Origin of the sequence: Pseudochelatococcus lubricantis, from assembly GCF_011762225.1 — a bacterium.
GTDB classification, from domain to species: domain Bacteria; phylum Pseudomonadota; class Alphaproteobacteria; order Rhizobiales; family Beijerinckiaceae; genus Pseudochelatococcus; species Pseudochelatococcus lubricantis.
In genome coordinates this window covers 177,639-201,420 of record NZ_JAASQI010000007.1, presented here as the reverse complement: position 1 = coordinate 201,420, position 23,782 = coordinate 177,639, and the positions used below count along the sequence as shown (strand labels likewise).

Below are 23,782 nucleotides of genomic sequence, written 5' to 3'. Positions count from 1 at the left end.
CCCATCGCGATCCGTGCACCCTATTTTGTACTATATAATCCAAAACTATCGTCTTTCCCGAGGCGCGTCAATGAGTAGCGTAGCTCCGTATTCTGGTTTGTGTTCTTGAGGCGAAACCGAACAGAATGCCCGTGCTGTCGCGTGATGTCCTGAGGCGATTCCGCCGCGTACCGTAGTAAAAGGCTCCCGCCCGAGCCGCCGCTCGATCACCGGCTCTCGCTGCATCAGACTCAAACTCACGCCATTATCATCCTCGCGCTCAAGGCGTTCGGTGAGGACAATCTCGATACAAGTGCGAAACGGCCAATAGCCCCAATCCTCGCTGCCGTCCCAACTGCCACGACACCGATCCGTCCTGCACGACGCCCATGACCTCGCGGCCAAGCTGGCGGTCGATGACAGGCCGTTGGGGACAAGGCTTCCGTTCCCCTGTTTTTGCGCGGCGTTGCCGCGCGATGGCGGGCGGCGCTGCGATATGTGGGGTCTCCGCGCCGCCCGCCATCGGTCACGCCCTATCCTGCTGCGGGTGCAATGTCGTCGGCGTTTTGATTTGCTGTTCCGCTTCGAACGTCTCTTTTCCCTTACCGGCCCACAGTTCTCTCGCCCGTTCGGCATCCTCGCGGTTGAGCTTTTCGGCCATCCATAGCAGCGCGCCGTAGATCGTGGCGCGGTCATCACCGGTCAGGTCCACGATCCCAGCCTTGACGACGAGACCGCCCAACTCGATCAGATGCCGCGTTCTCTTGCGGCGTTCGACCTGCCATGTGCGCATGTCATGCCGCGCCCGCGCCGCCTGATGCCGGTTGCGCGACGCCCGGTTGCGTCGGAGTGCCGCCAGCGTTGCGGTCAGGCGCTGGTGCAGATCGCCGCGATTTGCTGCGAAAGAACGCTACGCCGCGCCTGGCCCATACCTCCCTCTTTCCGGCATCGGTGGTTTCCGCCAGCACGATCAGCGCCCCGGCCAATTCGTCGGCAGTGAGCGCATCTGCCCCGGTGGCGATGACCAGTTCGCCGAGTTGCTGCACCTTGCGGGTTTTGAGTTCCCGCGCCTTGTCCTCAAGCGCCTTCAGTTCCGCGTCATAGTCCCGTGGCTTTCGCATCATCGTGTCCTTTCCCGGTCGCAAGTCGTTGATCCGGTAAGCATAGTTGCGCGGACGGCGGAACGCAGTATTGTTGCCGGGACGGTCTGGCACGGCCCGGTCCATCCCGAGATTTTTTCGAGGGAGGGCGCGCTTATACGTCGTTCCGACGTGCGCTTGGCCGTGCCAATGCTTGATCGCGATGGCGATCTATCATCTTCACGTCAAGGTCATCGGCCGTAAGGCCGGGTCGAGCGCGGTGGTGTCCGCCGCCTACCGCTCGGCGTCACGGCTGCGCGACGAGCGCATCGACCGCGTGCAGGATTTTTCCAACAAGCGGGGCGTCGTCCATTCCGAGGTCATGTTGCCGGAACATGCGCCGGAGCATCTTGGCGACCGTGAACGGCTCTGGAACGATGTGGAGGCGTTTGAGGTCAGGAAGGACGCGCAGCTTGCGCGCGAGGTGGAGTTCGCCATTCCGCGCGAGATGAGTGAGGCGCAGGGCATCGAGTTGGCCCGCGACTTCGCGCAGGTGGAATTTGTCGATCAGGGCATGATCGCCGATTTGAACGTGCATTGGGATTTCGCCGAGGACGGCAGCCCCAAACCCCATGCCCATATCATGCTCACCATGCGCAGCGTGGATGAGAACGGTTTCGGCCCGAAGGTGCGGGACTGGAACCGCACGGAGATGGTCGAACGCTGGCGGGAACGCTGGGCCGAGCATGTCAACGACCGCCTTGCCGAACTCGACATCGACGCCCGGATCGACCATCGCAGCCTTGAGGCGCAGGGCATCGGCCTTGAGCCGCAGAGCCAGATCGGTGCGCCCGCGCAGCGGATCGAGGGCGAAGGCATCGAAGCCGCCGACCGCGCGGACATGCACCGGGAGATCGCGCGGAACAATGGTGCGCGGATCATCGCCGATCCTTCCGTTGCGCTGGACGCGATCACACATCAGCAATTGACCTTCACACGCCGAGACATGGCGATGTTCGCGCATCGGCATAGCGACGGTATCGACCAGTTCAACGAGGTGATGGGCGCGATGCGCGGTTCGCCCGATCTGGTCGAACTCGGCAAGGACGGACGCGGCGAGGATCGGTTCACCACCCGCGAGATGATCGAGGCCGAACAGCGCCTGCACCGCGCAGCGGAACTCATGGCCGAGAAGGAATTGCACGAAGTCAGCGACAGGGACAGAGAGGCAGCACTTGCGCGCGCAGAGCAGCGCGGCCTTGTCCTGTCCGGCGAGCAGGCCGACGCGCTTGCGCATGTCACGGACGGGCGTGATCTTGGGATCGTCGTCGGCTATGCCGGAACGGGAAAGAGCGCCATGCTCGGCGTGGCGCGTGAAGCATGGGAGGCAGCGGGCTACGAGGTGCGCGGTGTTGCCCTGTCCGGCATCGCCGCCGAGAATCTCGAAAGCGGATCGGGCATTGCATCACGCACCATCGCCAGCATGGAACATAGCTGGGGACAAGGGCGTGACATGCTCACCAGCCGCGATGTGCTTGTCATCGACGAGGCGGGCATGGTCGGCACGCGGCAGTTGGAGCGCGTGCTGTCCCATGCGCAGGAAGCAGGCGCAAAGGTGGTGCTGGTCGGCGATCCGCAGCAGCTCCAATCCATCGAGGCGGGCGCAGCCTTCCGCTCAATTCATGACCGGCACGGCGGCGCGGAGATCGGCGAGGTGCGCCGCCAGCGCGAGGACTGGCAACGCGACGCCACCCGCGATCTGGCGACCGGCAGAACCGGCGAAGCGATCCATGCCTATGACGCGCACGACATGGTGCATGAGGCACAATCGCGCGAACAGGCGCGCGACGATCTGATTGACCGCTGGGACCGCGACCGGCAGGTGTCACCGGACAGCAGCCGCACCATTCTCACCCATACCAATGCCGAGGTGCGGGAACTCAACGAGGCCGCCCGCGACCGGATGCGGGCGGCGGGCGATCTGGGCGAGGATGTGCGCGTCACGGTCGAGCGCGGCGCTAGAAACTTCGCTGCCGGGGATCGCGTCATGTTCCTGCAAAACGAACGCGGCCTTGGCGTCAAGAACGGCACGCTCGGCACCGTCGAGCATGTCAGCGCGCAGAGCATGGCCGTGCGCACCGACGATGGCCGATCCATCGCCTTCGACTTGAAAGACTACAATCGGATCGACCATGGCTATGCCGCCACCATCCACAAGGCGCAGGGCATGACGGTGGACCGGACGTATGTGCTGGCAACGCCGGGCATGGACGCCCACGGCAGCTATGTTGCCCTGTCGCGGCATCGCGAGGGCGTAGACCTGCATTACGGTCGCGACGACTTCGCCGGTCAGGACAAGCTCGTCAACACCCTGTCGCGCGACCGGGCCAAGGACATGGCGACGGATTACGAACAGATCGACCCGGCGCAGGACTATGCCGAACGGCGCGGCATCAGCTTCCGCGCCCGTGTCGCACAGATCATGCGCAAGCTGGTGCCCGAGAACGTCCGCGACAGGATCGACGGGATGTTCGACGGTCTGCGTTCCCCCGGCGACGGCGTGCCTGGCGCGGATGCCGTGAAGCAGCCGGAAAGAGAAAAGGCCGGGAAGCGGGAGGCGGAACGGCAGGCCGAGGCTGACCCGGAGGAAGCGTTGCGCCGCGCCCGTGGCCGGGCATTCGTCCGCCACGCCCGCGCCGTGGACGCAATTTTCAAGGCGCAGGCGCAGGACATGGCCGCAACACCCGGACAGGTGCGGGAACTGCACGAATCCCGTGCCGGATTTGACGAACTTCGCTCCCACGGCTCGCGCGATGCCGAGGCGGTTTACAAGAAGAACCCCGACTTTGCGGCTGATGTTGCTTCGGGCAATCCTGACCGCGCCGCATCCGCCAGACGCGCCCTGCAACTGGAAACCGAACTGCGCACCGATCCGGGCCGCCGCGCGGATCGCTTCGTGGACCGCTGGCAGAAGCTCGACCAGACCAGCCAGCGCCAGTATCAGACTGGCGACATGTCCGGCTACCGATCCACGCGGGCCGAGATGGGCAACATGGCGAAAAGCCTCGAACGCGATCCCCAGATGGAATCCATCCTCGCAAACCGCAAGAAAGACCTCGGTATCGGGATCGACTCAGGCCGCAGCCTTGGCCAGCAACTCGCCTTCACCCACGGCATCGACCTTGGCATAGGCCGGGGTCTCGGACTGTAGAACCGGCCCGCCACTCCAAACTGGCAGTTGCGACCGCATCTCGGGTGCCCATCGTCTGGACGATCCCGCACCTACTCATTCGTGCTTTAGACGTTCCCATTCACCGATCAACGATCTGTATTTTTCACGGAAAACCACCTTTTCGTTGCCTTGCAACGGCGTCGTTTGCGGAGAGAAGAATGTCCGACGAAGAGGGTCGATAATACGCATGTCACTTGGATCAAGTTCTGTCAGGGCCTGTTGCATCACCCATAAGCCCAACCTTCCGCCCTCTTCGGGGAGCGCCGGTTCTTCGCTGAAGTATGGGTATACGACGCGGGTATATTCTCCTCTGACGCGAGCATGGAGCGCATCCCTTATACGAATTGTGCCACCGAAGTCCTCAATTCGCAGGTTACCGTGCACGCTTTGGGGGATGATCTCGACTGGTTCGTTTGACCAGCGCAATTTTGCACTAAGCAATTCTAGGACACCGTCTCTCAGCAGGGGGTATAGTCGCTTGAAATTTCTGTTCGACTTTATACGGTCATCAGTTAGTTGTATTAGATCACTGTCGCCCGATATGTGCCTTTTTACATCTGACCAGAAAGGCAAATAAAAATCGCCACCCCGGCTTCTAGTGCCGCCGGTTTCTTTTTTGCGGTCAAGCCGAATATCCTCCTTCAAAATTGATCGCCGCAACGAATCTGGCGCATAGAATAATTGCAGCGCCTTTCGGAGAGGGATATCTAGAACGGACATACATGCCCCCGCTTCATAGGTTGAAGCACAATCATCACTTCAAATTTTCTGTCGACACAAGGGCTGACGTAGTTCTTCATAAGACGGGACGCACAGAAATTTCCGATAATGGTTCAAATATTTTTGCTTCGCGCCCAATTTGAACCGTCCACCTTGCACCACAATTCGAACGTTCAAGCAGACTTGGCACGCGCCGAAAAGCAGGCTTCGCGGGCCAATATACACCGTAGATCGACCCAGCGGCTAAGCCCTGTTGCTTCTTAGTTCAAGCAAGAAGGCTGTCGCCGTTGCGGTCATGCCGCTAGCGACCTGCCATGCATTGAAAAGCTCGACATGCATAGTCTCAAGGTCAGCCATCATCGCATCGCGTCCTTCGTCGGTCTGGATTTCGAAGTTGTGTGATTCATAGAACCGATGAAACAGCCTGTTCCGCGTTTGCAGCGCGGACGCGAAGCGATCAGCTAATCCATCGTCCAGCCCTACACACTTTTTCAGGCTGCCAAGAAGGCGGCCCAACGTGCTCCGATCGATGTCGCGAAGGAGCTTTCGTGCCTTGTCGGAGTCGGCATTGAACCTCCAGCCCTGTTCAATCGCGCGGGCGCACAGAAGCAGCGAGCCAAGTTCAACCTCGAATAGCTGTGCGGCTTCCGCCGTTATGCCGAACTTTGCGTAGAGTTCATCGCGTGTCGCCAATGTCCTAGCCCGCGATTGGTTGTGGCGCTGCCGGACCTAGCTCGGCGATAAATTGGCTCGCATGAAGGGATGCGAGGCCATACTGCATTTGCGCTGGCGCGATGCCAGCCCCAAGGGCGGATGCCAACGGCATGGTCTGCGAGTAGGTCAGAATGAGCGTGCCCGGTTTGCCGGCATTTGGCGCTGCTTTCACCCGCGTGATGCCGACATAGAACAGCCGCCGTTGCTCTTCCATTTCTAGGGCTTGCTGCGCAGCGGGGAGGGTGTTGTCAGGCTGCTTTGGGAGCAAGCCTTGAATGCAGCCCGCAATAATTGTGACAGGAGCACTGAGTCCCTTGCTCTTGTGAAGGCTCATGATCCTCACGTCTTGGATTTCCGAAGGGATATCAGGCTGGTTTATCGCCTCTTGAAGTCGCGACAGGAACTCGCTGTTGATGTCCTCGCCGTCAATGCCTTCTTCCATGTCCATTTCGGCAAGAATGTCGAGCGACAGTTGCCGGATATCGCGTGTTGCAATCTGCCCAGCCGGAAATAGCTCATCCACGATAGACGCTAGGTCGGGAAGTGCCTCCAAGGCATCAAGCTCAGCCACGAGGTCATTGAAGGCAACGACGATCCCGCCAGTATGAGGCAAGGAGAGGTTTCCGGCTGCGATCTGCTCTAGCACCTGCCACGGCGTCAGACCGGAAGCCTCGCAATGGTCGCGCACACGACGATAGCCTGCTGCGTGCCAATTGTTGCCATCAATGCCGACCAGCCATCGCAGGGCGACACGGTCGTCTCTGTCGATAAGGAGTTTCAGCTTCGCGAACGCGCGGCGGGCTTCCAATGCGTCCAGTTCCGCTTCCGCATAATAGGACCGCACTGGAATCTGCCGGGCGACAAGCGCCTCATAGATCGGGGTTCCGATCACGCCACGCTGCGCAAGCACCAATATGTCACCGGGAGGCGTGCCGTTCGCCACCATCCCCGCGATGATGTTCGCAACGCCATTCACCTCGTTTGTGAGCGACGGGTATTGAACAATACGGACATCGCCCGGCCCATTGGTGGGGAGCGGGACCAGCGCGCGAGGGACTGGCCTGATTTGATTGTGGTCGATTAGGCTATTGGCCATCTGAACGACGCGAGTCGGGCAGCGGCGACAATCATCTAGCCCAAGATCATCCGCCCCAGCATTTGCAACAAGCCATTGGCGAATCCCGTCCGGATGAGCGTGCTTGAAGCTGTATATCGACTGGTCATCGTCACCAACAATGCAGACTTGCGCGTGGTCGGAAAGAAGCGCGATGACCGATTGTTCCGCCCGGTTGAGGTCCTGATATTCGTCGACCAGAATGTGCTGAAACTCGGCGCGCTCCTGCGCTGCTGGGTTATTTCGGAGATATTGGTATAGCTGAGGGATCACCTCACCGATTAGCATAGCGCGATGGAAGCGGAGCCAATTTAGTAGGTCATGTTGAAACGTAGCGTCTGCGGGATCGAGAACATATCCCGGGTGTTCATGTTGCAGTCGAGCCCAAGCCGCCTCATACGCTTGCTTGAACTTCTTTACCGCCTTCTTTCCTCCATGTGCGCCCATCAAGTCGCAAATGAGCGGTTCCAGTTCAAAGTCGTTAAGCGGCCTTGGCACTCGGCCGGTTGCGCCAAGCACGTGATTTCGCATCAGCATACGCATGGCGAGGCTGTGGAGCGTAACGCCCGTCAGTCCGTCCGCACCTGCCACGTCCATGCTGACTAACTCACGATGGAGGTCTTCTGCGGCGACACGAGTAAACGTGACCGGCAGGATCGACGCCGGCGCGATCCCATGCTCTAAGAGCCGCGCCACGCGCCGTTTCATCGCGAACGATTTTCCCGTTCCGGGACCTGCCACGACGCGCACGCGGAGATTTGTTGACGACGCAATCTGGTAGGCAGGACTTCCTACCGCTAACCCATCCGACCAAGGCATTTTACCCCCAAAGAATTTTCATGTCCCCATTAGCAGCGTCGGCTATTCCGTCGAAGAGTCGACGCCGTGTGCAGCGTAAAACTGCGCAAGATATTTTTGGAATTTTTCGCCGCTCATTCCGAGTTTCTCACGGATTGGAGCCAATTCAGCGTAAAGATCACGATCGATCGCTTCAAACATATCACCGTCATTGTGCAGTTCCGCTATCATCTTGTCGCGGCCGGTGCGATTGCTGAACTCGACTGCCCTTTCCCTAAAGTAGTGATGGCCCAAGAAATCCCTGCGCTTTTTGGCATCCCTGAGCCTTTCTTTTAGGCTATCACTAAGCTCGGGTAATGTCGAAACGCGCTTAATCAGATTACCTAGTGTCTGCGCGTGTTGGTTCTCCATGAAGCGATCGAATTCAGCTTCGTACTGTGTCCGATCAAATGATCTTCCCCGATCAGCCAAATATTGATCACGGACGCGACTAAGGTAATCAATCTGCATAAGTGCAATAGATAGTCCTGTTTCCAACACGCCTGCTTCGTAATATGCTCGGCCGAAGTAGGCAAAGACCTCTTTGACGTGCTCCCCCTCGTCATAGGCCATTTGTGCCCAATCCTTGCAATGTCGCAGCTCAATGAACAGCAGCTGCTCCACTATAGATGCCTGAAAGTCGCCTGTATGGAAGCGTACTTTTTTTGACAGCGGCCAAATGTCTGCTTTCCAATCGGCTGTTGCAGAAGCAGCCTGTCCGCAGACCGCCACCGTTCCGATCCAGAGAAAGCCTTACTTGCTTCCCTGCATGGGGCCGGACCTGAGCCGGGCTGTCAAGACCGCAGCCGCTTCGCGGTGGCGCGTTCCGCGCCAGCCTTGACAGTCCCGTTCACTGCCCGGCAAAGCGTGAGGAAGCAAGTAAGGCTTGGTGGGAGCGCTGGCGATCCTCCTGCGGACGTGATCGGGCTTCGTCTCGGTCAATCTCGGGGCATCGTAATCCAGATCGGATCAGGTTTTCCTTTCGGCCAGAACTGGCATTCCCTCAGGGCATTTGTCTGGAGGGGGATGGAAGACCGGCTAATACAACCATCCTTTTTACCGCCGATTGTATCCTATAGTACGACGGAGCGAAAAATACTCTTGCGCGTGCGCAACTGCTTGTTCTGACTGGACCAGAAGCCGTCAGAAACAGTCAGCAGGAGGCAGCGCGACCATGCGTCAGCCAGACCGTATCATCCGTCTGAACACCGTCCTCGCCCGCACCGGCCTGTCCCGGTCCACCATCTACCGCAAGATCGCAGAGGGCACATTCCCGCCTCAACTCAAGATCAGCACCAACGGCGCAGGATGGCATGAATCCGACATCAACCGCTGGGTGGCAAACCCCGCCGGATGGCGGCCACGCGGCGAGTTCGACTTCGATGACTTCTGATCGCGTGGGCGGTGACGGGAAACAGAAACCGGCGAATGACAACCGCCCGCCCGAGGGCCAGGGGGCCGCAGGCGAGACCGATGCGTCCGAACGGCTGGACCGAGTGGTGCTGACCATCGCCCGCCTGATTGGACGCCAAATCGCGCGGGAGCATTTCGAGGCATTGCAGGCAGAAAACGATAACCAACCTCCGGCCGAAGATGAGGTATCGCCGGGAGCCGAGGATGAGGACTGACCAGACGGCGGCATGGACGGGAGGCAATTTCAATTGCACAAAGAATTGACATCTTATGAGATGTCTCTATATTGTTGCCATGAGACTGGTTCTGGACACCAACGTGATTGTGGCCGCGTTCCGCAGCCGCAACGGCGCGAGCAACCTGCTGTTGCGGTTTGTTGATCGGGGCATGGTGACGCCGCTTTGTTCTACGGCGCTGTTTCTCGAATATGAGGCGGTGCTGTGCCGCGAGGAAACCCGGATCGTGACGGGGCACAGTCTGGAGGATGTCGCGGCGGTGATGAGCGCGCTCGCGGCCGTGTCCGAGGGGATCGATATTTCGTTTCGGACGCGGCCCATGTTGTCCGATGTCGCCGATGAAATGGTTTTGGAGGCCGCGTTGAATGGACAGGCCGAGGCCATCGTGACGCATAACGTCAAGGACTTCCGCCCGGCCCTCAAGCTGGGCGTCACCATTGCAACGCCGGGAGAGATCGTCAGGAGATTGAACACATGACGCAGACCCAACGCTACAAGTACCCGCTGCAACTGCCGCAGTCGCTCAAGGAGACGGCGGTACGTCTGGCTATGGAAGACGGCGTGTCACTCAATCAATGGATCGTCTCGGCGGTTGCGCAGAAGATTGGAGCCGTGGAGACAGCCGCCGATTTCCTCAAGGCACGCGCAGGCACGGCGAAGCAAGGCGATCTGACGAGGCTTTTGGATCGTGCGCCGGACGTGCCGCCGATGCCGAAGGATGTCATCAAGGACTGACCGAACGGAGACCGCCATGACCCGCGTTGCCCTTTACGCCCGCTATTCGTCCGACAACCAGCGTGAGGCGTCCATCGAGGACCAGTTCCGGCTTTGCCGGGAACATGCGCAGCGGGAGCATTGGGAGATCGTCGGCTCCTACGAGGATGCTGCCATATCGGGATCGAGCACGATCCTGCGACCGGGCATCCAGCGACTGATGCGCGATGCGCAGCATGGCGAGTTCAACATCCTCTTGGCCGAGGCGCTGGACCGCATCAGCCGCGATCAGGCGGACGTGGCGACCCTCTACAAGCACCTGAAATTCGCGGGCGTCACCATCGTCACTCTGGCCGAGGGCGAAATCTCCGAGCTTCATGTCGGCTTGAAAGGCACCATGAATGCCCTGTTCCTGAAAGACCTTGCCGATAAGACGCGGCGTGGCTTGCGGGGCAGGGTGGAGAAGGGCAAGGCGGGCGGCGGTATCTGCTACAGCTACCGTGTTGTAAAGAAGTTCGACGGTAATGGCGAGCCGATCCGTGGCGACCGCGAGATCGTTCCCGAGGAAGCGGAAATCGTCCGCCGCATCTTTCGCGAGTTCGCATCCGGCAAAAGCCCCAAGGCCATCGCGGTTGATCTGAACAGGGCCGGCGTTCCCGGTCCGCTCGGTCGCGCATGGGGCGACACCAGCATTCGCGGCCATGTCTCGCGTGGCACGGGCATCGTCAACAACGAGCTTTATGCCGGCGTCCTTGTGTGGAACCGCCTGCGCTTCGTGAAAGACCCGTCCACCGGCAAGCGCGTGTCGCGCATCAACCCGCCCGAGAAGTGGGTCAGGAGCGAAGTTCCGCATCTGCGCATCGTGGATGATGAACTCTGGAACGCGGTTCGCGCGCGGCAGAAGGACATCGCCGTCCAGTTCGAGGCGACCGCCGAGGGCGTCAGGAAGGCGAAGGCCCGGAAGCTCCACGAGAAGAAGCGGCCCGTTTCCCTTCTTTCCGGCCTGCTGACCTGCGGCTGCTGCGGTGGCAAATACGGCCTCATCATGCGCGACCGCTACGGTTGTCTCAATCACTACCGGCGCGGCACCTGCGACAATGGCCGGACCATCCCGCGCGCGAAGATCGAGGAGCGTGTTCTGTCCGGTCTGAAAGACAGGCTGATTTCTGCGCGCGTCGTCGAGGAAACCGTGCGTGCCTTCGCCGGGGAAATGAATCGCCTCAACCGGGAGCGCCGGGCGCAGGGTGAGCAGGATCGCAAGGCGTTGGAGAAGATCGAGCGGGCCATCACCGGCATCATCGCGGCCATCGAGGACGGCATGTATCAGCCGTCGATGAAAGCGCGCATGGACGAGCTGGAACGGCAGAAGGCGGAGATCGTCGCCCGGCAGATGAAAGCACCGGCCGACACGCCGGACGTGCATCCCAATATCGCCAGCATCTACCGCAACCGGGTGGAGCAATTCACCGATGCCCTGCACAACGATGACGATGGCCGTATTGCCGCCGAGGAACTGCGTTCGCTGATCGAGGAAGTCGTCCTTATGCCCGGCGAGAAGCGCGGCGAGGTTCACGCCAAGCTACGCGGCGAGTTGTTCGGCATTCTTGACTTCGTTGAGGCGGAACACCGGCAGCGACCGGGGGAAGTTAGGACAAAGGTTGAAGCCAGCCCCCGCAACCATCTTGACCTGCATACCCGGCAGGGTACGGAAATCAAAGGTTTCTAGGGAGTTTGTCAGGGTTTCGACCTGCTCAATCTCGGAAATCTGCCTCCTGTTCAGCTCTTCCCGTGGTTTCAGTTTAATCCCTTTGCCGCCTTGGGCGATTTGCAGGATACCTGCCAGATCGCCGTGCAGGTCAGCGACAAGGGCGCTTCTATCCCCGTTCGGTGTGAGGATAATCTTGTCGATCAGGCCGCGCAGAATCTTTGCCGATTCATCGCGGTGATCGGGATCGTTCAAAGACGCGATAAGCTCTCGCACAGCCGTGGCGTAACGCTCCCCCATCCTTGGATGAATGAAGGCCGGAACCTCTTCTTTCTGGTTCAGGCTTGCCGTCAGCGTGTCCTTCTTAGCGGACAGGCCGTTGATCTCATCCTTGATAAGCGGCGGATCGACGCCGTTCTTGATCGCCTCGACCAGCTTGCGGATGGCCCGTTCCGTCTTTTCAAGCTCCTTGCGGTTTTTCGCGAGGTCCGCGTTCGCGTTCATGCGCAGGCGGTTCATTTCCGAGACATATTCCTCGCAAAACAGCCTGGTCATTTCCGGGTTCATCAGACGATTGTGCAGGGCGCTCAGAACGCGCTCTTCCAGCACTGACTGGCTGATGGTCAAACGGTTGTCGCAGGTGCCCTTGTTGCGCGCTGTCGAGCAAGGCTCACGACGATGGCACGCTCGACAGGCAATTGACGCAGCTTGCCCGGCCCAGGCTGCTCATTATCGATGAGCTCGGGTACCTGCCGTTCGAGGCCAACGCCGCCCATCTGTTCTTCCAGCTGGTGTCCCGACGCTATGAGAAGGGCTTAATCCTGATCACTTCAAATCGCTCCGTGGGCGAATGGGGAAGTGTTTTTGGGGATCCCGTCGTCGCAACGGCGATACTGGATCGCCTGCTTCACCACTCGACGGTCATCACCATCCGCGGCGACAGCTACCGGCTTCGCGAAAAGCGCAGGTCCGGCCTTCTGCAGAAGGCCGGACCTGCGCTCAAGACAAACGAAAACGCCACAGCATGAGAGGGGTCAGTTCGTCAGTTCCCCAAAGGGGTCAAATTTGCAGTTCACTTGACACCGCCCAACGGCTACGGGCTTTATGACATGATAAGCAACATGTGGGAGTGGACGGCGGATTTCTGGTCGCCCGGCCATCCCGCGGACGCGCGGACGGCATGCTGCGTGCCTGTCAATCCTCGCGGTGGTTCGGCGGACGCGAGTCTCGATCCCGTCCGGTCGCACAACCCCATTCCCCGCAAGGTGCTGAAGGGCGGTTCTCACCTTTGCGCCCCCAACTCCTGCCGCCGCTACCGCCCCGCCGCACGCCATGCCCAACCCGTCGATACCTCCGACCAGTCATGTCGGCTTCGGCTGCGCGCGCAGGGATGGAGCGGTGCGCAGCGCCCTTACATGAAAGAAAATCGACTTAAAAGGGCGCAACGCACGGATCAGTGTTTGGAGTGTCCGTTCCTGTCCGTTCCGAGCTTTTCCTCTATCCTGTCCAGCCTCGTTCGAATGTCGGACCACATGGTCTCGAGGATCACGTCGCGCTTGCGCATGGCGATTCCGTGCGTGCCGTAGGCGACACCTGCATCGCTGGTGTCGAAGACGGCGTTCGTCAGCGTATGGGCGAGGCCGAGGGCTTCAACCACTTCGGCGACCACACCTTCCCGCTCCTTCACGAGGGACAGGAACAGGTAACGGCCTGTCAGCATCTCGGCGCCCGCGTCCTTCGCCTCGGCCGCTGCGCGGGCGAGGATTCCGCGGGCATCGTCCGACAACCGGACCTCCGCCGGGTCGATCGGCGGCCGTCCGGCCCGGGACGCGGCCTCCAGCGCCTCGCGCAGCCGGTGGGGCGGAAACCCGAACTGTTCGAGCAGGAGGAGGAGCAGGCTTTCGCCCTGCTCGATGATCCCGGCGAAGATGTCTTCGGCCTCGACGGTCGGCGAACCGCGCTCGGCCGCGATCGGATAGGCGATGGCGACGATCGCGCGCACGTGCTGGCCGAGGCGGATGCCCAGATCGGGCTCCTCGGGCAGCGGCGGCTGCGGGGGGTTCGCCGATTCGAGCGTTTCCGCGATCGTGCGCAGCGCCGCCGAAAGAGCATCCTGACAGATCGCCGATACGGGCAGCTTGGCGCGTTTGACTTGCTCGAACAGGTCGTCCGGCAGGTAGACGTTTATTTTCGGCATGCTTGTCCCGGCGCCGCAGCACCTGCTTTCCTGATTGACGGGTGGCTACCGGTTCCCCTGTTAACCCACCGCAGGCGCGCGGGCAACGTGCACGCGGGCTTCAATGCCAGACCCGCCTCGCGACGTCGAGCATGAGGTCGATCTTGCGCCACTGCTCGTCCGGCGTCAGCAGGTTGCCTTCGATCACCGAGGCGAAGCCGCATTGCGGGCCGAGCGCCAGTTGCTCGACGGGCATGTATTGCGACGCTTCCTCGATGCGGCGGATCAGGCCGTCGGCCGTTTCGAGTTCGCCGACCTTGGTCGTGATCAGGCCGAGGACGACGATCTTCCCCTTGGGCACGAACCGCAGGGGCGCGAAGGAGCCGGCGCGCGGCGTATCGTATTCCAGCAGGAAGCGGTCGAAGTTCAGCTCGTTGAACAGCCGCTCCGCGATGCCGTCGTAGAAGCCTTCGCGGTGCCACAGGCTCTGGCGGTTGCCCCGGCACAGATGGACGCCGAACACGACGCCCTCGTGCCCCGCGATGGCGGCGTTGTCCGCCGCGATCGCATGGCTCAGATTCTGCGCCGGATCCTCGCCGCGCGCGATCTGCTCCGCGATGGAGGCGGGGTCGACATAGCCCGTCAGGCTCGGCTCGTCGATCGAGACATACCGGCAGCCGGCGGCGGCGACGCCCGCGATCAACTCCCGCTGGATACGCACGAGATCGTCGATGAAAGCCTGCAGCGAGGGGTAGATGTCCTGCGGCTGCGGCTTGCCGTAGCCGTGGATGATGCGGTCGACGCCGATCAGCGTCACCTTGGCCGGCGTATCCGTGAGCCCTTTCACGAAGGCATATTCGTCCAGAATGTCGTTGTTGACGAGTTCGAGCCTGCGGGTCGCGCGGCGCAGGGGAAGCGGCACGGGGCTATATCCGCAACAGGCGCCGTCGTGGGCGTGTTCCGCGGGTCTGACATCCGCGGGTTTGGCATTCTCCCGCTTGGGGATCTCCCTGTTCTCCCATTCCTCGAAGCCCGCGACCTTCGAGAAGCTTTGCAGGAACACCTGGCGCCGGTACTCGCCGTCGTTGACGATGGGCAGGCCGTGGTCGACCTGCTCCCGGACGACCTGCGCAATCGCCTCATCCTGCCGGGCGCGCAGCTCGCCGGCGGAAATCGTGCCCGTGCGGTGATCCCGGAAGGCATCCTTCAGCGCCTGCGGCCGCAGCAGGCTGCCCACATGGTCGACACGCAGGTTCTTGATGTATTCTGCGCTGTGGCTCATCTCGTTCTCCCGTTCATTGTCCGAAATCGTTCCGTGCGACCGGCACGGCCTCCAGCACGGGCGCGTCGATCCCGGACAGGATGAGTTGCCGGTGCTGGCCTTGCTCCGTGGCGGGGAAGTCGGCGCGGACATGCATCCCCCGCGTCTCCTCGCGGGCGAGGGCGGCGATGTACGACCAGCGCGCCGTGGCGAGCATGGCCTCCGTCTCCCGCAGCCGGATCCGCGCGCGGACGTCGTCGGCCGCAAGGCCGTTTCTCAGCAGGTCCCAGCCGTTTTCCAGCCGGCCCAGCGCCTCCGTCATGCCCGTCGCGGAGCGAAGGCCGTTCTTCTCCAGCGGGTGGACCTCGGCGCCGATCAGCTTCTCTAGGCGCTGCAATGCGCCGGCTTCCGTGGTGGGCCGGGCCGCCGCGCCGTTCCGGCCCTCGGGCGCGGCCGGCGCCGGATGCCCGCGCGGGCGGCCGCGCTCGCGCGCATGCCGGGCGGCGGCTTTCCCGGACCACCGCCCTGACGAGACCGTCCACGCCGCGTTCGCCGAGCCCGCGCCGCTGGCCGCGCCGGTGATGTGCTGCCGGGAGGCGGTGTCGCCCGCCACCCACAGGCCGGGAACGCCCGTCCAGCACGTCTCGTCGGCGACGACGACCCCGCCGGTGCCCCGCACCGAACCTTCCATGATGGGCTCTATGCGGAACTTCTCGGTGAACGGATCGATGCCGAGGCGGTCGAACTGGATGAGCAGGTTGGGCTGGGAAGCCCTGACGGCGAGCCGGTCCTGCGGCGCGACGCGGTCGAAGCGGGCGAACACCGGGCCTTCGATGAACGCCCGCGCGATGGCCGTGCCGACGACGCCCGCCGGCGGGCTCCAGCCCCGGTCGATCTCGCGGCCCCGTTCGTCGTAATAGGTTGCGAGCAGGTAGTAGCCGTTCTTGTCGATGGAACAGCCGACGGGAACGAGCCCGTAATAGTTGCTGAACTCCATGCCCGTCAGCCGGGCGCCGGCTTCCGCCGCCATGAGATAGCCGTCGCCGGTCGCGACATTGCCGCCAAGGCATCCGCTCTTGAAGGCGCAGCCGCCCGTGGCCAGGATGACGGCGCCCGCATGGACCCGCCACGGGCCGGCGGCATGGCGGCGCAGGCCGCGCGCGCCGCACACGGCGCCATCGGCGGCCAGCAGCTCCAGCGCCGGGGAATGATCCAGGATCGTGACGCCGGCCTGCTTGATCAGGCGCCGCATCTCCCGCAGGTAGACCGGCCCCTGGACGAGGGGCTGCGCGCCGGCGTCCCCGTCGTCGCCCTGGCGGTATCCCCTCCGGTCGGCGATGCGGGGCCAGGTGCGCCACGTTTCATCGAGGATGCGCGCCATCCACGCCGGATCGGAGAGATAGCCCCCGGCCCGCGCCTTCTCGGCCATCGCGGCGGGGCGGTTCTCCTCCGCCACCCACCAGTGGCCGATGGTCGACGGCGCCGCGACGCCGCTGGATCCGCAATAGCCCTTGTCGGCGAGGACGACGCGGGCGCCTTCCTCGCGCGCCGTCAGCGCGGCCCACGTCGCCGCGGGTCCGCCGCCGATCACGAGCACGTCGGTCTCCAGCGCGAGACCATCGCTGATGTCGCTGTTCATCGGTCTGCCGTGCCTTCGTCGCCGTGAGGGAGGGCGCCTTGGGGCAGGGCGCCTTGCGGGAGGGCCTCGCCCCGCTCATGCGCCGCGTCCGGCGCGGACATGCCCTCCGGTCCCGGTCCCGCTCCCGGTCCGGTGCGGGCTAGTGCCAGCGCCTCGTCGAAGGTGCGCGGGGGGCGCCTGCCCTTGCCCCAGCCCAGGCGCGCGCGGAAACTGCCGAGAATGCCGGCAGCCGCCAGTCGGCTCTCGTCGCGGTGAACGGATTCCTCGGCCGCCGGCTCGCGACGGGGGGCGACGTACATCGCATCTGCCGGGCAATGGATTTCGCACATGTAGCAGGTCTGGCAGTCTTCCTGACGCGCGATGGCGGGCGGCGCGTTCTCCCTCAGCTCGAACACGTCCGTCGGGCATATGTCGACGCAGAGGTCGCACAGGGTGCATCGTTCGGCGCTGATGAGCTCGATCATTCCGCCGCCCCCCGGATCGCGGGCGCTTGCGGGCCGGCGCCGACGTCGTCGTTCACGCCGAGTATCTGCAGCAGCTCCTGCCGCAGGGCCGCGAAGCCGGGCGCATTCCGGTTGCGCGGCCGGCCCAGCGGCACGGGTCGGTCGAGCGCGAGCGCGCCTTCCCTCAGGATCACCACCCGGTCGGCGAGCAGCAGGGCCTCGTCGACATCATGCGTGACGAGGAGAACCGCCGGCTGGTGGCGGTCGCAGAGTTCCGCCACCAACTGCTGCATGCGGATGCGGGTCAGCGCGTCGAGGGCGGCGAACGGCTCGTCCAGCAGCAGAAGCTGCGGCTCGCGCACCAGCGCGCGCGCCAGGGCGACGCGCTGCGCCTCGCCGCCGGACAGCGTGTGCGGCCAGGCGTGCAGGCGGTGCGACAGTCCCACCTCGTGCAGCGCCCGCACGGCCACCTGCCGCGCGGCGGCGGTCCTCTTCTGGCCGATCAAGACGTTGGCGCTGACGTCGAGGTTGCGGACGAGGCGCGCGTCCTGAAACACCACCGTGCGGTTCGGCGCCACCAGCACGCTGCCGGAATCGATGTCCTCCAGCCCGAGCAGGATGCGCAGCACCGTGCTCTTGCCGCTGCCGCTCGCGCCGAGCAGGGCGACGAACGAGCCCCTTTCGATCGCGAGGTCGAAACCCCGCAGGATGGGCGATGCGCCGAAGCTCTTGCCGACCCCGCGCATGTCGACGGCCAGGACGCCGTGGTCGCGCCCGCCGTTCCCGTCGATCGCATCCGGCATCACGCTTCTCTCCGCTTGCGTCGCCAGGGCATGGCGACGGCTTCGAGGAAGCGCACGATGCCGTCGCCGACCAGCCCCCAGACCGCGTAGACGATGATGCAGACCAGCAGGATGTCGGTTTCGAAATATTGCTGCGCCGCGAGCGCCAGCGCGCCGATGCCCTTGGGTGCGTTCGTCTGCTCCGCCAGAACGAGCGCGAGCAAGGCGAGGCCGATCGATTGCCGCAGCCCGATCAGCATCTGGGGCAGCGCGTTGGGCAGGATGATGCGCCAGACGACCTCCGCCCGGGAGGCGCCAAAGACCTGCGCCGCCTCCAGGATGGCGGGATCCGCCTGGCGCACGCCGCCCTGGGTGTTGAGGTAGAACGGCACCGCGCAGGCGAGCGCGACCAGCGCGATCTTGTGCGGTTCGCCGATCCCCAGCCAGACGACGAACAGGGGCGCGACCGCGAGAAACGGTATCGTCCTGATCATCTGGAGGGTCGGGTCGATCAACTGGTCGCCGAGCCTGTAGAGGCCGGCCAGGATGCCGAGCGGCAGCGCGATCGCGATGCCGATCAGAAAGCCGACGCCGGCCCGGGCGAGCGAGACGGAGAGATTGTCCCACAGCATGCCGTTCTGCATCAGCGTGAGGAACGCCGTCAGGACATCGCCGGGCGGGGGCAGCAATTGCGGCCTGATCCACCCTTGCCGCGAGGCGAGCCACCAGAAGGCGACGGCCGCCGCCGGCACGAGCGCGCGCATCGCGATGTCCGCCGCCGCCGATGGCCGGGCGGCGCGGGCGGCCTTCGGCGATACGAGCCGGTATCCGCCCCGCCGTCCCGCCGCCTCGCCCCCGGCCCCTGCCGGCGCGCAGCCGGTCATCGCCGCTCCATGGGAGTTGCTCATCTTCCGCCGCCGGGCCCGTTATTTCAGAGTCCAGGCGTCGACATCGGCGCTGCGCTTGATGACGCCCGTATCGGTGAGAAACGCCAGCGAGCTCCTGATCACCTTCAGGCCGTCCGGCGCAATCGGCGCGTCGGCGAAGTTGAGCAGGACGACGGTGCTGGATTCCTCGGGCGACAGGCCCGTCTTCTGGCTGTAGAATGTGTAGTACTTCTGCGGATCCCTCCGGATTTCCGCGATGCCGGCCTTCTGCACCTCCCACAACGCCTTCTGCAGGCCGGGATTGCGCACGGCGAAGTCCTCGGTCGTCACCACGACGCTCGCGCTCAGTTCGAGCGTGGGATCTCCCTCGCGGGCGCGGGCGATGATGTGGACGTCCTTGTCCTTCCGCAGCCAGCCCACGGCCTGCGGCGGGCTCGCCACCACCGCCGCGACGCCGCCGCTCTGCAGGGCGGGATAGGTTTCCGACGGCGACAGGTTGACGAGCTTCACCTTGTCCTGCTGGCCGGTGCGCTTCAGCGCCGCCAGCGCGAACTTGTCGAAGTTGGAGCCGAAGGCCGCGCCGATCGATTTGCCGGCGAGGTCCTCGAGCTTGCCCGCCTCGGACTTCCGCGCGACGATCCACAGGTCTCCCGCCGGCGCGCCGATCGTCACCGCGCGCGTCGCCTGGCCGTTGACCACCGTGAGCACGGCCGGCGTCTCGCCCGTCTGCGCCAGTTGGATCTCGCCGCTCTGCAGGCCTGCGAGCGCCAGGGGCCCGGTGTTGAAGCCGATCTGCCGGCCGAGCTTGAAGCCGTGCGCCTCCAGGATCGGCCCTGCGAGGCCGAGGTGGATGGCATAGCCAGTGGCGTCGGTCAGCGCGGGCGGAAAGCCCACGCCGCCGTTCCACGGAAAGCCGAAGTTCAGCTCCACGGGCGCCGCCTGTCCGGCAGGCTTGCCCGCCTCCTGCGCCGGGGAGGGCGATGAATGAACCGCCGCCGCAATGACGGACGCGAGGATGGCCGTCATGACGGTGCGCCGCGGGAGGCGGAAAATGCCGGACGATGAATGCATAGCGGGATGTACCTTCGCCGATGATTGATGGGGTTATCCTATAACCCCAAAAAAGGTCTCGCAAGGCGAATTATATTAAATCTACTGAATTTATCTCAAAATGAGAAGACGAAGCTGCTCGGCTCCGTGTTCGGCACCGGCCCGCAGGACCGCCCGGCTGCAGCGGCGGCCATGGCTGCCATGCCGGATTCGTCTCAGGAAAGCAGTTCCAGCAGCGACTTGCGCAGGGCGATGAACGCCGTTTCCTCCCGCTGGCGCGGTCGCGGCAGGCCGACATCGACCACGGCGCGGATGCGGCCGGGATTGGGCTGCATCACGACGACGCGGTCGCTGAGGTAGATCGCTTCCTCGACATCGTGGGTGACGAGCAGGATGGTGACTCGGTTGCGCTCCCAGATATCGAGCAACTCGCCCTGCAGGCGGGTGCGCAGCAGCGAGTCGAGCGCGCCGAACGGCTCGTCCATCAGCAGCAGCGCCGGCTCCGCGACCAGCGCCCGCGCGATGGCGGCGCGCTGCGCCATACCGCCGGACAATTGCCGGGGATAGGCGGAAGCGAAGCTGCCGAGGCCGACGAGCGCGATGTAGCGGCGCACGCGCTCACGCCGCTCCGCCGGCGCGAGGCGGCAGGAATCGAGCGCGAGATCGACGTTCCCGCTCACCGTCAGCCACGGAAACAGCCGATGGTCCTGAAACACGATGGCGCAATCCCGCGCCGGGCCGGCCACCGGCCTGCGCCCGTTGATGAAGAGCGCCCCCGCATCCGGCGTTTCGAGGCCGGCGACGAGCCGCAGCAGGGTGGACTTGCCGCAGCCCGAGGGGCCGAGGATGCTGACGATCTCGTTGTGCCGCAGGGTCAGGCTCACGTCGTCCAGTGCGGCGAATGTCCGCGTCTCGACGGTGAAGGTCTTGCGGACGTTCTCGATGGCCAGCGACGGGGCCGGCGAGGACTGAACGGGCGTCATGCGCTGCTCCTTGGGCTGTTCCACGGCGTGAGCCGGGCGATGGCGGCGCGGGAGAGGTAGTGGAGGCCCGCGCCGACGGCCGCCAGCACGGCGACGCCGACGATGACGATATCCATGCGGAACTGGTCCCGCGCGCTGGCGATATAGCTGCCGAGCCCGCGGCCGTTGCCGATGGCGTATTCCGCGCCCACCGTTCCGATCCAGGCGGATATCAACGCGATCTGGACGCCGACGCCGATCGAGGGCAGGGCGGCCGGCAGCAGCAGGGCGGTGATCGTGCGCCGGCGCGACAGGTGCAGCACCCCCGCCACCTCCCTCAGCGTCGCGGGGACCGTGCGCAGTCCCTGCTCCGTGGCGAGGAAGAGCGGGAAGAAGGTCGAGATGGCCACGAAGCAGAGCTTCGTCGCCTCGCCGTTGCCGAACCACGACGTCAGCAGCGGAATCCACGCGAACAGCGCGATCTGGCGCAGCGTATGCAGGGTGGGCGAGAGCGCGAGCCCGCCCCGGCGCGACATGCCGACGAAAAGCCCCGCCGCCAGACCGGCCGCGGCGCCGATCGCCGTGCCGGCGGCAAGGCGCAGGAGGCTCGCACCGACGCCCGCCCAGATTTCACGGCCCGACGCGTCGAGGAATGGCACGGCGAGAACCTGCGAGGGCGAGACGACGAGCGGGCCGTGCCACAGCCCCGTCTCGGTCAGCGCCGCCCAGAGGACGACGAGCGCGGCCGGAATGACCGCACCGCGCGGAAAGCCCGCCGGCGGCAGGGAGGACGATGCCTGCTCAGCCATGGCTGCCCGTCCGCTCGCCCATCCGCGCGCCGATGCCGCGCTCGATCCGCCGCAGCAGCGCGTCTAGCAGGAAGCCGGTCACGCCGACGATCGCCATGCCGACCATCACGATATCGATCTGGAACAGGGTGCGTCCCCATACCATCATGTAGCCGATGCCCTCGGTCGCCGCGAGCATCTCGACGACGATGAGCGAGACGAAGGCCTGCCCCGCCGATAGGCGCAGGCCGCCGAACAGCATCGGCATCATGGCCGGCAGGGTCAGCTTCAGAAGGCGCGTGCGGGGCGAAAGCCGCATGACGTCGGCTGCCTCCCGGAGCCGGGCCGGGATGTTGCGGTAGGCGTCCAGGGTGGCGATCACCATCGGCACGAAGCAGGCCTTGGACAGGATCACGATCTTGAGCGCCTCGTCGATGCCGAGGATGAGGATGAGGACAGGAATCCAGCCGAGCGCCGGGACGGCGGCGAACGCGCGGAACAGCGGCCCCAGATAGGCCTCCGCCCGCCGCGACACGCCAAGCAGAAGGCCGAAGGCGAAGCCAGTCACGACGCCGATGCCGAGCCCGCAGGCGATTCGCCGCAGGCTGACGAGGAGATTGTTCGCGATCTCGCCGTCGCCCAGAAACGCGATGAAGGTCCGCAGCACCAGCGAGGGCGGCGGCAGCACCTGTTCCGGCATAAAGCCGGCCGCGGTGACCGCCTGCCACGACGCCAGCAGCGCGCCTGGAAGGGCGAACGGCAACAGGCGGTCGGGCAGCCGGCCCGCGCCGGCCGGCCGGAAGAGGCGCCTGCCCCCGTCGCCGCGCTCCGCCTCCCGCCCGTTCCACGGGAGTGGCGGCGGGTGGAGGATGCCGGCCCGATCCTTGGTGTCGAGCGCCTTGCTGTCAAGCGGCATGGCCGATCTCGTCTCCGGTTGATTGGCTGATGTGTGCGGGCGGCCGCGTCACGTCAGGGAAGGTCGTTGCCCTGCGCGTCGCGCTTGCGCCAGAACGTTTCGAGCCCGGCCGATTTCAGGGCCTTGTCGAGGACGGTCGGATCGATCCAGGCGGAAAGGTCGACGTCGCGGCGTGTGAGCTTCTGCTCCTTGTTGAAAGCGATCGCGCTCTCGTAGCGGCTGCGGAAGAAGTCGTCGAGCAGCAGGTTGTACTTGTCCTTGAGCGAACCGCCGTCGTTCGACTTGCGGATCGTCTCGACCGGCGTGCCGGCGCGGTTCCAGATCGTGAAGGCCTCCTCGCGGTTCGCCTCGTCGCCGAGCCACGCCGCCGCGCGGACGAGCCCGCGCACGACCTTTTCCGTCGCTTCCGGATACTTGTCGCGGAAGCTCTCCGTCACGAGGAAGGCGCCGAAGCCGTCGCCGGTCTTGCCGGCCGTGGACGACCTGTAGAAGATCGTCGCGAGCCCCTTGTCCGCGAGCGGCAGCAGGAAGTCCGCGCCGAAGGCCGCATCGACGCTTTTCGCGGCAAGCGCGGCCAACTGGTCAGCGTTCTTGAGGTCGACGATGGTCACGTCGCGCTCGCTCAGGCCCGCCCGCTTCAGCGCGTCGATCACGCCCCAATGAATGATCGTCGCCTTCTGGATAGCGATCTTGCGGCCTTTCAGATCGGCGATCGACTTGATATCCAGGTCGGGCCGCGCCGCGCCGAAGATCGTCGTGCCGCCATAGGATGCGAGCAGGATGGTGGGCAGGCCGTTGGCCTTGCCGATGATGTTGGGAACCGCGCCGTAGGAGGCGAAATCGAGCTGCCTGTTGGACAGCGCCTCGTTGATCGCCGGGCCGGTGCCGGTGAAGTAGGTCCATTCGAGCTTGACGTCGCTTCCCTTGAACTCCTCGGCGATGAATCCCTTGGCGTCGGCGATGGCCAGCACCCCGACGCCGAACGGCGTGCCGAAGCCGAAGCCCACGTCCCCGAGCCGGATGACATCCGGGTTCCCGGCCGCCTGAAGCGGGGTGGCGGCCTGCACTGCGGCAGTCAGAAACAGGGCGGCAAGGGCCGCTTTCAGAAGCTTTCTCATCGTGATCGTTCCTTGCA

The 23,782-nt window shown here is 64.2% G+C and carries 23 protein-coding genes and 3 pseudogenes; 8 read left to right on the top strand and 18 right to left on the bottom strand.

Annotated elements, in window-relative coordinates:
- Positions 1 to 259: 259 nt before the first annotated feature.
- The 3 genes and pseudogenes from FHS82_RS15075 to FHS82_RS15065 form a co-directional block, all read right to left on the bottom strand.
- Positions 260 to 412: pseudogene (locus FHS82_RS15075) on the bottom strand (DUF3363 domain-containing protein); the annotation flags it as partial.
- 93 nt (positions 413 to 505) lie between these two features.
- Positions 506 to 772 (bottom strand): conjugal transfer protein TraD, encoded by a 267-nt coding sequence (locus FHS82_RS15070; protein WP_166954313.1) that lies wholly within the window; start codon positions 770 to 772, stop codon positions 506 to 508.
- Between the two features lies 1 nt (position 773).
- Positions 774 to 1,100, bottom strand: coding sequence for a conjugal transfer protein TraD (locus FHS82_RS15065; protein ID WP_208394278.1), 327 nt, complete (start codon positions 1,098 to 1,100; stop codon positions 774 to 776).
- Positions 1,101 to 1,281: 181 nt separating this feature from the next.
- Here FHS82_RS15065 and traA point away from each other — a divergent pair, with 181 nt between their 5' ends.
- The gene (traA, locus tag FHS82_RS15060; protein ID WP_166954311.1) at positions 1,282 to 4,269 is read left to right on the top strand and encodes a Ti-type conjugative transfer relaxase TraA; all 2,988 of its coding nucleotides are present in this window, start codon (positions 1,282 to 1,284) and stop codon (positions 4,267 to 4,269) included.
- Between the two features lie 75 nt (positions 4,270 to 4,344).
- Here traA and FHS82_RS15055 read toward each other — a convergent pair whose 3' ends face one another.
- The 4 genes from FHS82_RS15055 to FHS82_RS15040 form a co-directional block, all read right to left on the bottom strand.
- On the bottom strand, positions 4,345 to 5,010 hold the full coding sequence (locus FHS82_RS15055; protein WP_166954309.1) for a hypothetical protein: 666 nt from the start codon (positions 5,008 to 5,010) through the stop codon (positions 4,345 to 4,347).
- Between the two features lie 243 nt (positions 5,011 to 5,253).
- Complete coding sequence (locus FHS82_RS15050; protein ID WP_166954307.1) at positions 5,254 to 5,703, bottom strand: hypothetical protein; 450 nt, start codon at positions 5,701 to 5,703, stop codon at positions 5,254 to 5,256.
- A 4-nt stretch (positions 5,704 to 5,707) separates the two neighbouring features.
- Positions 5,708 to 7,657, bottom strand: coding sequence for an ATP-dependent helicase (locus FHS82_RS15045; RefSeq protein ID WP_208394267.1), 1,950 nt, complete (start codon positions 7,655 to 7,657; stop codon positions 5,708 to 5,710).
- A 42-nt stretch (positions 7,658 to 7,699) separates the two neighbouring features.
- Positions 7,700 to 8,407 carry a hypothetical protein gene (locus FHS82_RS15040; RefSeq protein WP_166954303.1) on the bottom strand — a complete coding sequence of 236 codons (708 nt, stop codon included), beginning with the start codon at positions 8,405 to 8,407 and terminating at the stop codon, positions 7,700 to 7,702.
- A 442-nt stretch (positions 8,408 to 8,849) separates the two neighbouring features.
- Here FHS82_RS15040 and FHS82_RS15035 point away from each other — a divergent pair, with 442 nt between their 5' ends.
- From FHS82_RS15035 to FHS82_RS15005, 7 genes and pseudogenes are all read left to right on the top strand, one after another.
- Positions 8,850 to 9,068, top strand: coding sequence for a helix-turn-helix transcriptional regulator (locus tag FHS82_RS15035; protein WP_166954301.1), 219 nt, complete (start codon positions 8,850 to 8,852; stop codon positions 9,066 to 9,068).
- Positions 9,058 to 9,303, top strand: coding sequence for a hypothetical protein (locus tag FHS82_RS15030; protein ID WP_166954299.1), 246 nt, complete (start codon positions 9,058 to 9,060; stop codon positions 9,301 to 9,303). The genes FHS82_RS15035 and FHS82_RS15030 overlap by 11 nt, the downstream gene beginning before the upstream one ends.
- Positions 9,304 to 9,382: 79 nt before the next feature.
- On the top strand, positions 9,383 to 9,802 hold the full coding sequence (locus tag FHS82_RS15025; protein ID WP_166954297.1) for a putative toxin-antitoxin system toxin component, PIN family: 420 nt from the start codon (positions 9,383 to 9,385) through the stop codon (positions 9,800 to 9,802).
- Positions 9,799 to 10,059: a type II toxin-antitoxin system HicB family antitoxin gene (locus FHS82_RS15020; protein ID WP_166954295.1), complete on the top strand. Its 261-nt coding sequence runs from the start codon at positions 9,799 to 9,801 to the stop codon at positions 10,057 to 10,059. The genes FHS82_RS15025 and FHS82_RS15020 overlap by 4 nt, the downstream gene beginning before the upstream one ends.
- 16 nt (positions 10,060 to 10,075) lie before the next feature.
- Positions 10,076 to 11,764: a recombinase family protein gene (locus FHS82_RS15015; RefSeq protein ID WP_166954293.1), complete on the top strand. Its 1,689-nt coding sequence runs from the start codon at positions 10,076 to 10,078 to the stop codon at positions 11,762 to 11,764.
- Positions 11,765 to 12,396: 632 nt separating this feature from the next.
- Positions 12,397 to 12,771 (top strand): annotated as a pseudogene (locus FHS82_RS15010) (ATP-binding protein); the annotation flags it as partial.
- A 54-nt stretch (positions 12,772 to 12,825) separates the two neighbouring features.
- Positions 12,826 to 13,162: pseudogene (locus FHS82_RS15005) on the top strand (formylglycine-generating enzyme family protein); the annotation flags it as partial.
- Between the two features lie 34 nt (positions 13,163 to 13,196).
- Here the strand turns inward: FHS82_RS15005 and FHS82_RS15000 are convergent.
- The 11 genes from FHS82_RS15000 to FHS82_RS14950 form a co-directional block, all read right to left on the bottom strand.
- Positions 13,197 to 13,940, bottom strand: a complete 744-nt coding sequence (locus tag FHS82_RS15000) for a Clp protease N-terminal domain-containing protein (protein ID WP_166954291.1) — start codon at positions 13,938 to 13,940, stop codon at positions 13,197 to 13,199.
- A gap of 100 nt (positions 13,941 to 14,040) precedes the next feature.
- A complete protein-coding gene (locus FHS82_RS14995; protein WP_166954289.1) occupies positions 14,041 to 15,201 on the bottom strand; it encodes a uroporphyrinogen decarboxylase/cobalamine-independent methonine synthase family protein in 1,161 nt (386 codons plus the stop codon).
- A gap of 13 nt (positions 15,202 to 15,214) precedes the next feature.
- Positions 15,215 to 16,819: an FAD-binding protein gene (locus FHS82_RS14990; protein ID WP_166954287.1), complete on the bottom strand. Its 1,605-nt coding sequence runs from the start codon at positions 16,817 to 16,819 to the stop codon at positions 15,215 to 15,217.
- Positions 16,816 to 17,283: a 4Fe-4S binding protein gene (locus FHS82_RS14985; RefSeq protein WP_166954285.1), complete on the bottom strand. Its 468-nt coding sequence runs from the start codon at positions 17,281 to 17,283 to the stop codon at positions 16,816 to 16,818. Before FHS82_RS14985 ends, FHS82_RS14990 begins: the two co-directional genes overlap by 4 nt.
- Positions 17,280 to 18,065 carry an ABC transporter ATP-binding protein gene (locus FHS82_RS14980; protein ID WP_166954283.1) on the bottom strand — a complete coding sequence of 262 codons (786 nt, stop codon included), beginning with the start codon at positions 18,063 to 18,065 and terminating at the stop codon, positions 17,280 to 17,282. Before FHS82_RS14980 ends, FHS82_RS14985 begins: the two co-directional genes overlap by 4 nt.
- Positions 18,065 to 18,952: an ABC transporter permease gene (locus FHS82_RS14975; RefSeq protein WP_166954281.1), complete on the bottom strand. Its 888-nt coding sequence runs from the start codon at positions 18,950 to 18,952 to the stop codon at positions 18,065 to 18,067. The genes FHS82_RS14980 and FHS82_RS14975 overlap by 1 nt, the downstream gene beginning before the upstream one ends.
- Before the next feature lie 18 nt (positions 18,953 to 18,970).
- Positions 18,971 to 19,957: an ABC transporter substrate-binding protein gene (locus tag FHS82_RS14970; RefSeq protein ID WP_166954279.1), complete on the bottom strand. Its 987-nt coding sequence runs from the start codon at positions 19,955 to 19,957 to the stop codon at positions 18,971 to 18,973.
- A 239-nt stretch (positions 19,958 to 20,196) separates the two neighbouring features.
- The gene (locus FHS82_RS14965; RefSeq protein WP_166954277.1) at positions 20,197 to 20,964 is read right to left on the bottom strand and encodes an ABC transporter ATP-binding protein; all 768 of its coding nucleotides are present in this window, start codon (positions 20,962 to 20,964) and stop codon (positions 20,197 to 20,199) included.
- Entirely contained in the window at positions 20,961 to 21,752 is a 792-nt protein-coding gene (locus FHS82_RS14960; protein ID WP_166954275.1) for an ABC transporter permease, read from the bottom strand. The genes FHS82_RS14965 and FHS82_RS14960 overlap by 4 nt, the downstream gene beginning before the upstream one ends.
- Positions 21,745 to 22,647: an ABC transporter permease gene (locus FHS82_RS14955; protein WP_166954273.1), complete on the bottom strand. Its 903-nt coding sequence runs from the start codon at positions 22,645 to 22,647 to the stop codon at positions 21,745 to 21,747. Before FHS82_RS14955 ends, FHS82_RS14960 begins: the two co-directional genes overlap by 8 nt.
- Positions 22,648 to 22,700: 53 nt before the next feature.
- The gene (locus FHS82_RS14950; protein ID WP_166954271.1) at positions 22,701 to 23,765 is read right to left on the bottom strand and encodes an ABC transporter substrate-binding protein; all 1,065 of its coding nucleotides are present in this window, start codon (positions 23,763 to 23,765) and stop codon (positions 22,701 to 22,703) included.
- Between the last annotated feature and the right edge of the window lie 17 nt (positions 23,766 to 23,782).

What these genes read in the sequence shown, in the direction of transcription:
- FHS82_RS15020 (WP_166954295.1), top strand. Translation starts at nt 9,799, where the DNA reads ATGACGCAGACCCAACGCTACAAGTACCCGCTGCAACTGCCGCAGTCG.
- FHS82_RS15035 (WP_166954301.1), top strand. Translation starts at nt 8,850, where the DNA reads ATGCGTCAGCCAGACCGTATCATCCGTCTGAACACCGTCCTCGCCCGC.
- FHS82_RS15065 (WP_208394278.1), bottom strand. Translation starts at nt 1,100, where the DNA reads ATGCGAAAGCCACGGGACTATGACGCGGAACTGAAGGCGCTTGAGGAC.
- FHS82_RS14960 (WP_166954275.1), bottom strand. Translation starts at nt 21,752, where the DNA reads ATGGCTGAGCAGGCATCGTCCTCCCTGCCGCCGGCGGGCTTTCCGCGC.
- FHS82_RS14950 (WP_166954271.1), bottom strand. Translation starts at nt 23,765, where the DNA reads ATGAGAAAGCTTCTGAAAGCGGCCCTTGCCGCCCTGTTTCTGACTGCC.
- traA (WP_166954311.1), top strand. Translation starts at nt 1,282, where the DNA reads ATGGCGATCTATCATCTTCACGTCAAGGTCATCGGCCGTAAGGCCGGG.
- FHS82_RS14995 (WP_166954289.1), bottom strand. Translation starts at nt 15,201, where the DNA reads ATGAGCCACAGCGCAGAATACATCAAGAACCTGCGTGTCGACCATGTG.
- FHS82_RS14965 (WP_166954277.1), bottom strand. Translation starts at nt 20,964, where the DNA reads ATGACGCCCGTTCAGTCCTCGCCGGCCCCGTCGCTGGCCATCGAGAAC.
- FHS82_RS15045 (WP_208394267.1), bottom strand. Translation starts at nt 7,657, where the DNA reads ATGCCTTGGTCGGATGGGTTAGCGGTAGGAAGTCCTGCCTACCAGATT.
- FHS82_RS14990 (WP_166954287.1), bottom strand. Translation starts at nt 16,819, where the DNA reads ATGAACAGCGACATCAGCGATGGTCTCGCGCTGGAGACCGACGTGCTC.
- FHS82_RS15070 (WP_166954313.1), bottom strand. Translation starts at nt 772, where the DNA reads ATGCGCACATGGCAGGTCGAACGCCGCAAGAGAACGCGGCATCTGATC.
- FHS82_RS15000 (WP_166954291.1), bottom strand. Translation starts at nt 13,940, where the DNA reads ATGCCGAAAATAAACGTCTACCTGCCGGACGACCTGTTCGAGCAAGTC.
- FHS82_RS15015 (WP_166954293.1), top strand. Translation starts at nt 10,076, where the DNA reads ATGACCCGCGTTGCCCTTTACGCCCGCTATTCGTCCGACAACCAGCGT.
- FHS82_RS15030 (WP_166954299.1), top strand. Translation starts at nt 9,058, where the DNA reads ATGACTTCTGATCGCGTGGGCGGTGACGGGAAACAGAAACCGGCGAAT.
- FHS82_RS15025 (WP_166954297.1), top strand. Translation starts at nt 9,383, where the DNA reads ATGAGACTGGTTCTGGACACCAACGTGATTGTGGCCGCGTTCCGCAGC.
- FHS82_RS15055 (WP_166954309.1), bottom strand. Translation starts at nt 5,010, where the DNA reads ATGTCCGTTCTAGATATCCCTCTCCGAAAGGCGCTGCAATTATTCTAT.
- FHS82_RS14970 (WP_166954279.1), bottom strand. Translation starts at nt 19,957, where the DNA reads ATGACGGCCATCCTCGCGTCCGTCATTGCGGCGGCGGTTCATTCATCG.
- FHS82_RS14955 (WP_166954273.1), bottom strand. Translation starts at nt 22,647, where the DNA reads ATGCCGCTTGACAGCAAGGCGCTCGACACCAAGGATCGGGCCGGCATC.
- FHS82_RS14985 (WP_166954285.1), bottom strand. Translation starts at nt 17,283, where the DNA reads ATGATCGAGCTCATCAGCGCCGAACGATGCACCCTGTGCGACCTCTGC.
- FHS82_RS14980 (WP_166954283.1), bottom strand. Translation starts at nt 18,065, where the DNA reads ATGCCGGATGCGATCGACGGGAACGGCGGGCGCGACCACGGCGTCCTG.
- FHS82_RS14975 (WP_166954281.1), bottom strand. Translation starts at nt 18,952, where the DNA reads ATGAGCAACTCCCATGGAGCGGCGATGACCGGCTGCGCGCCGGCAGGG.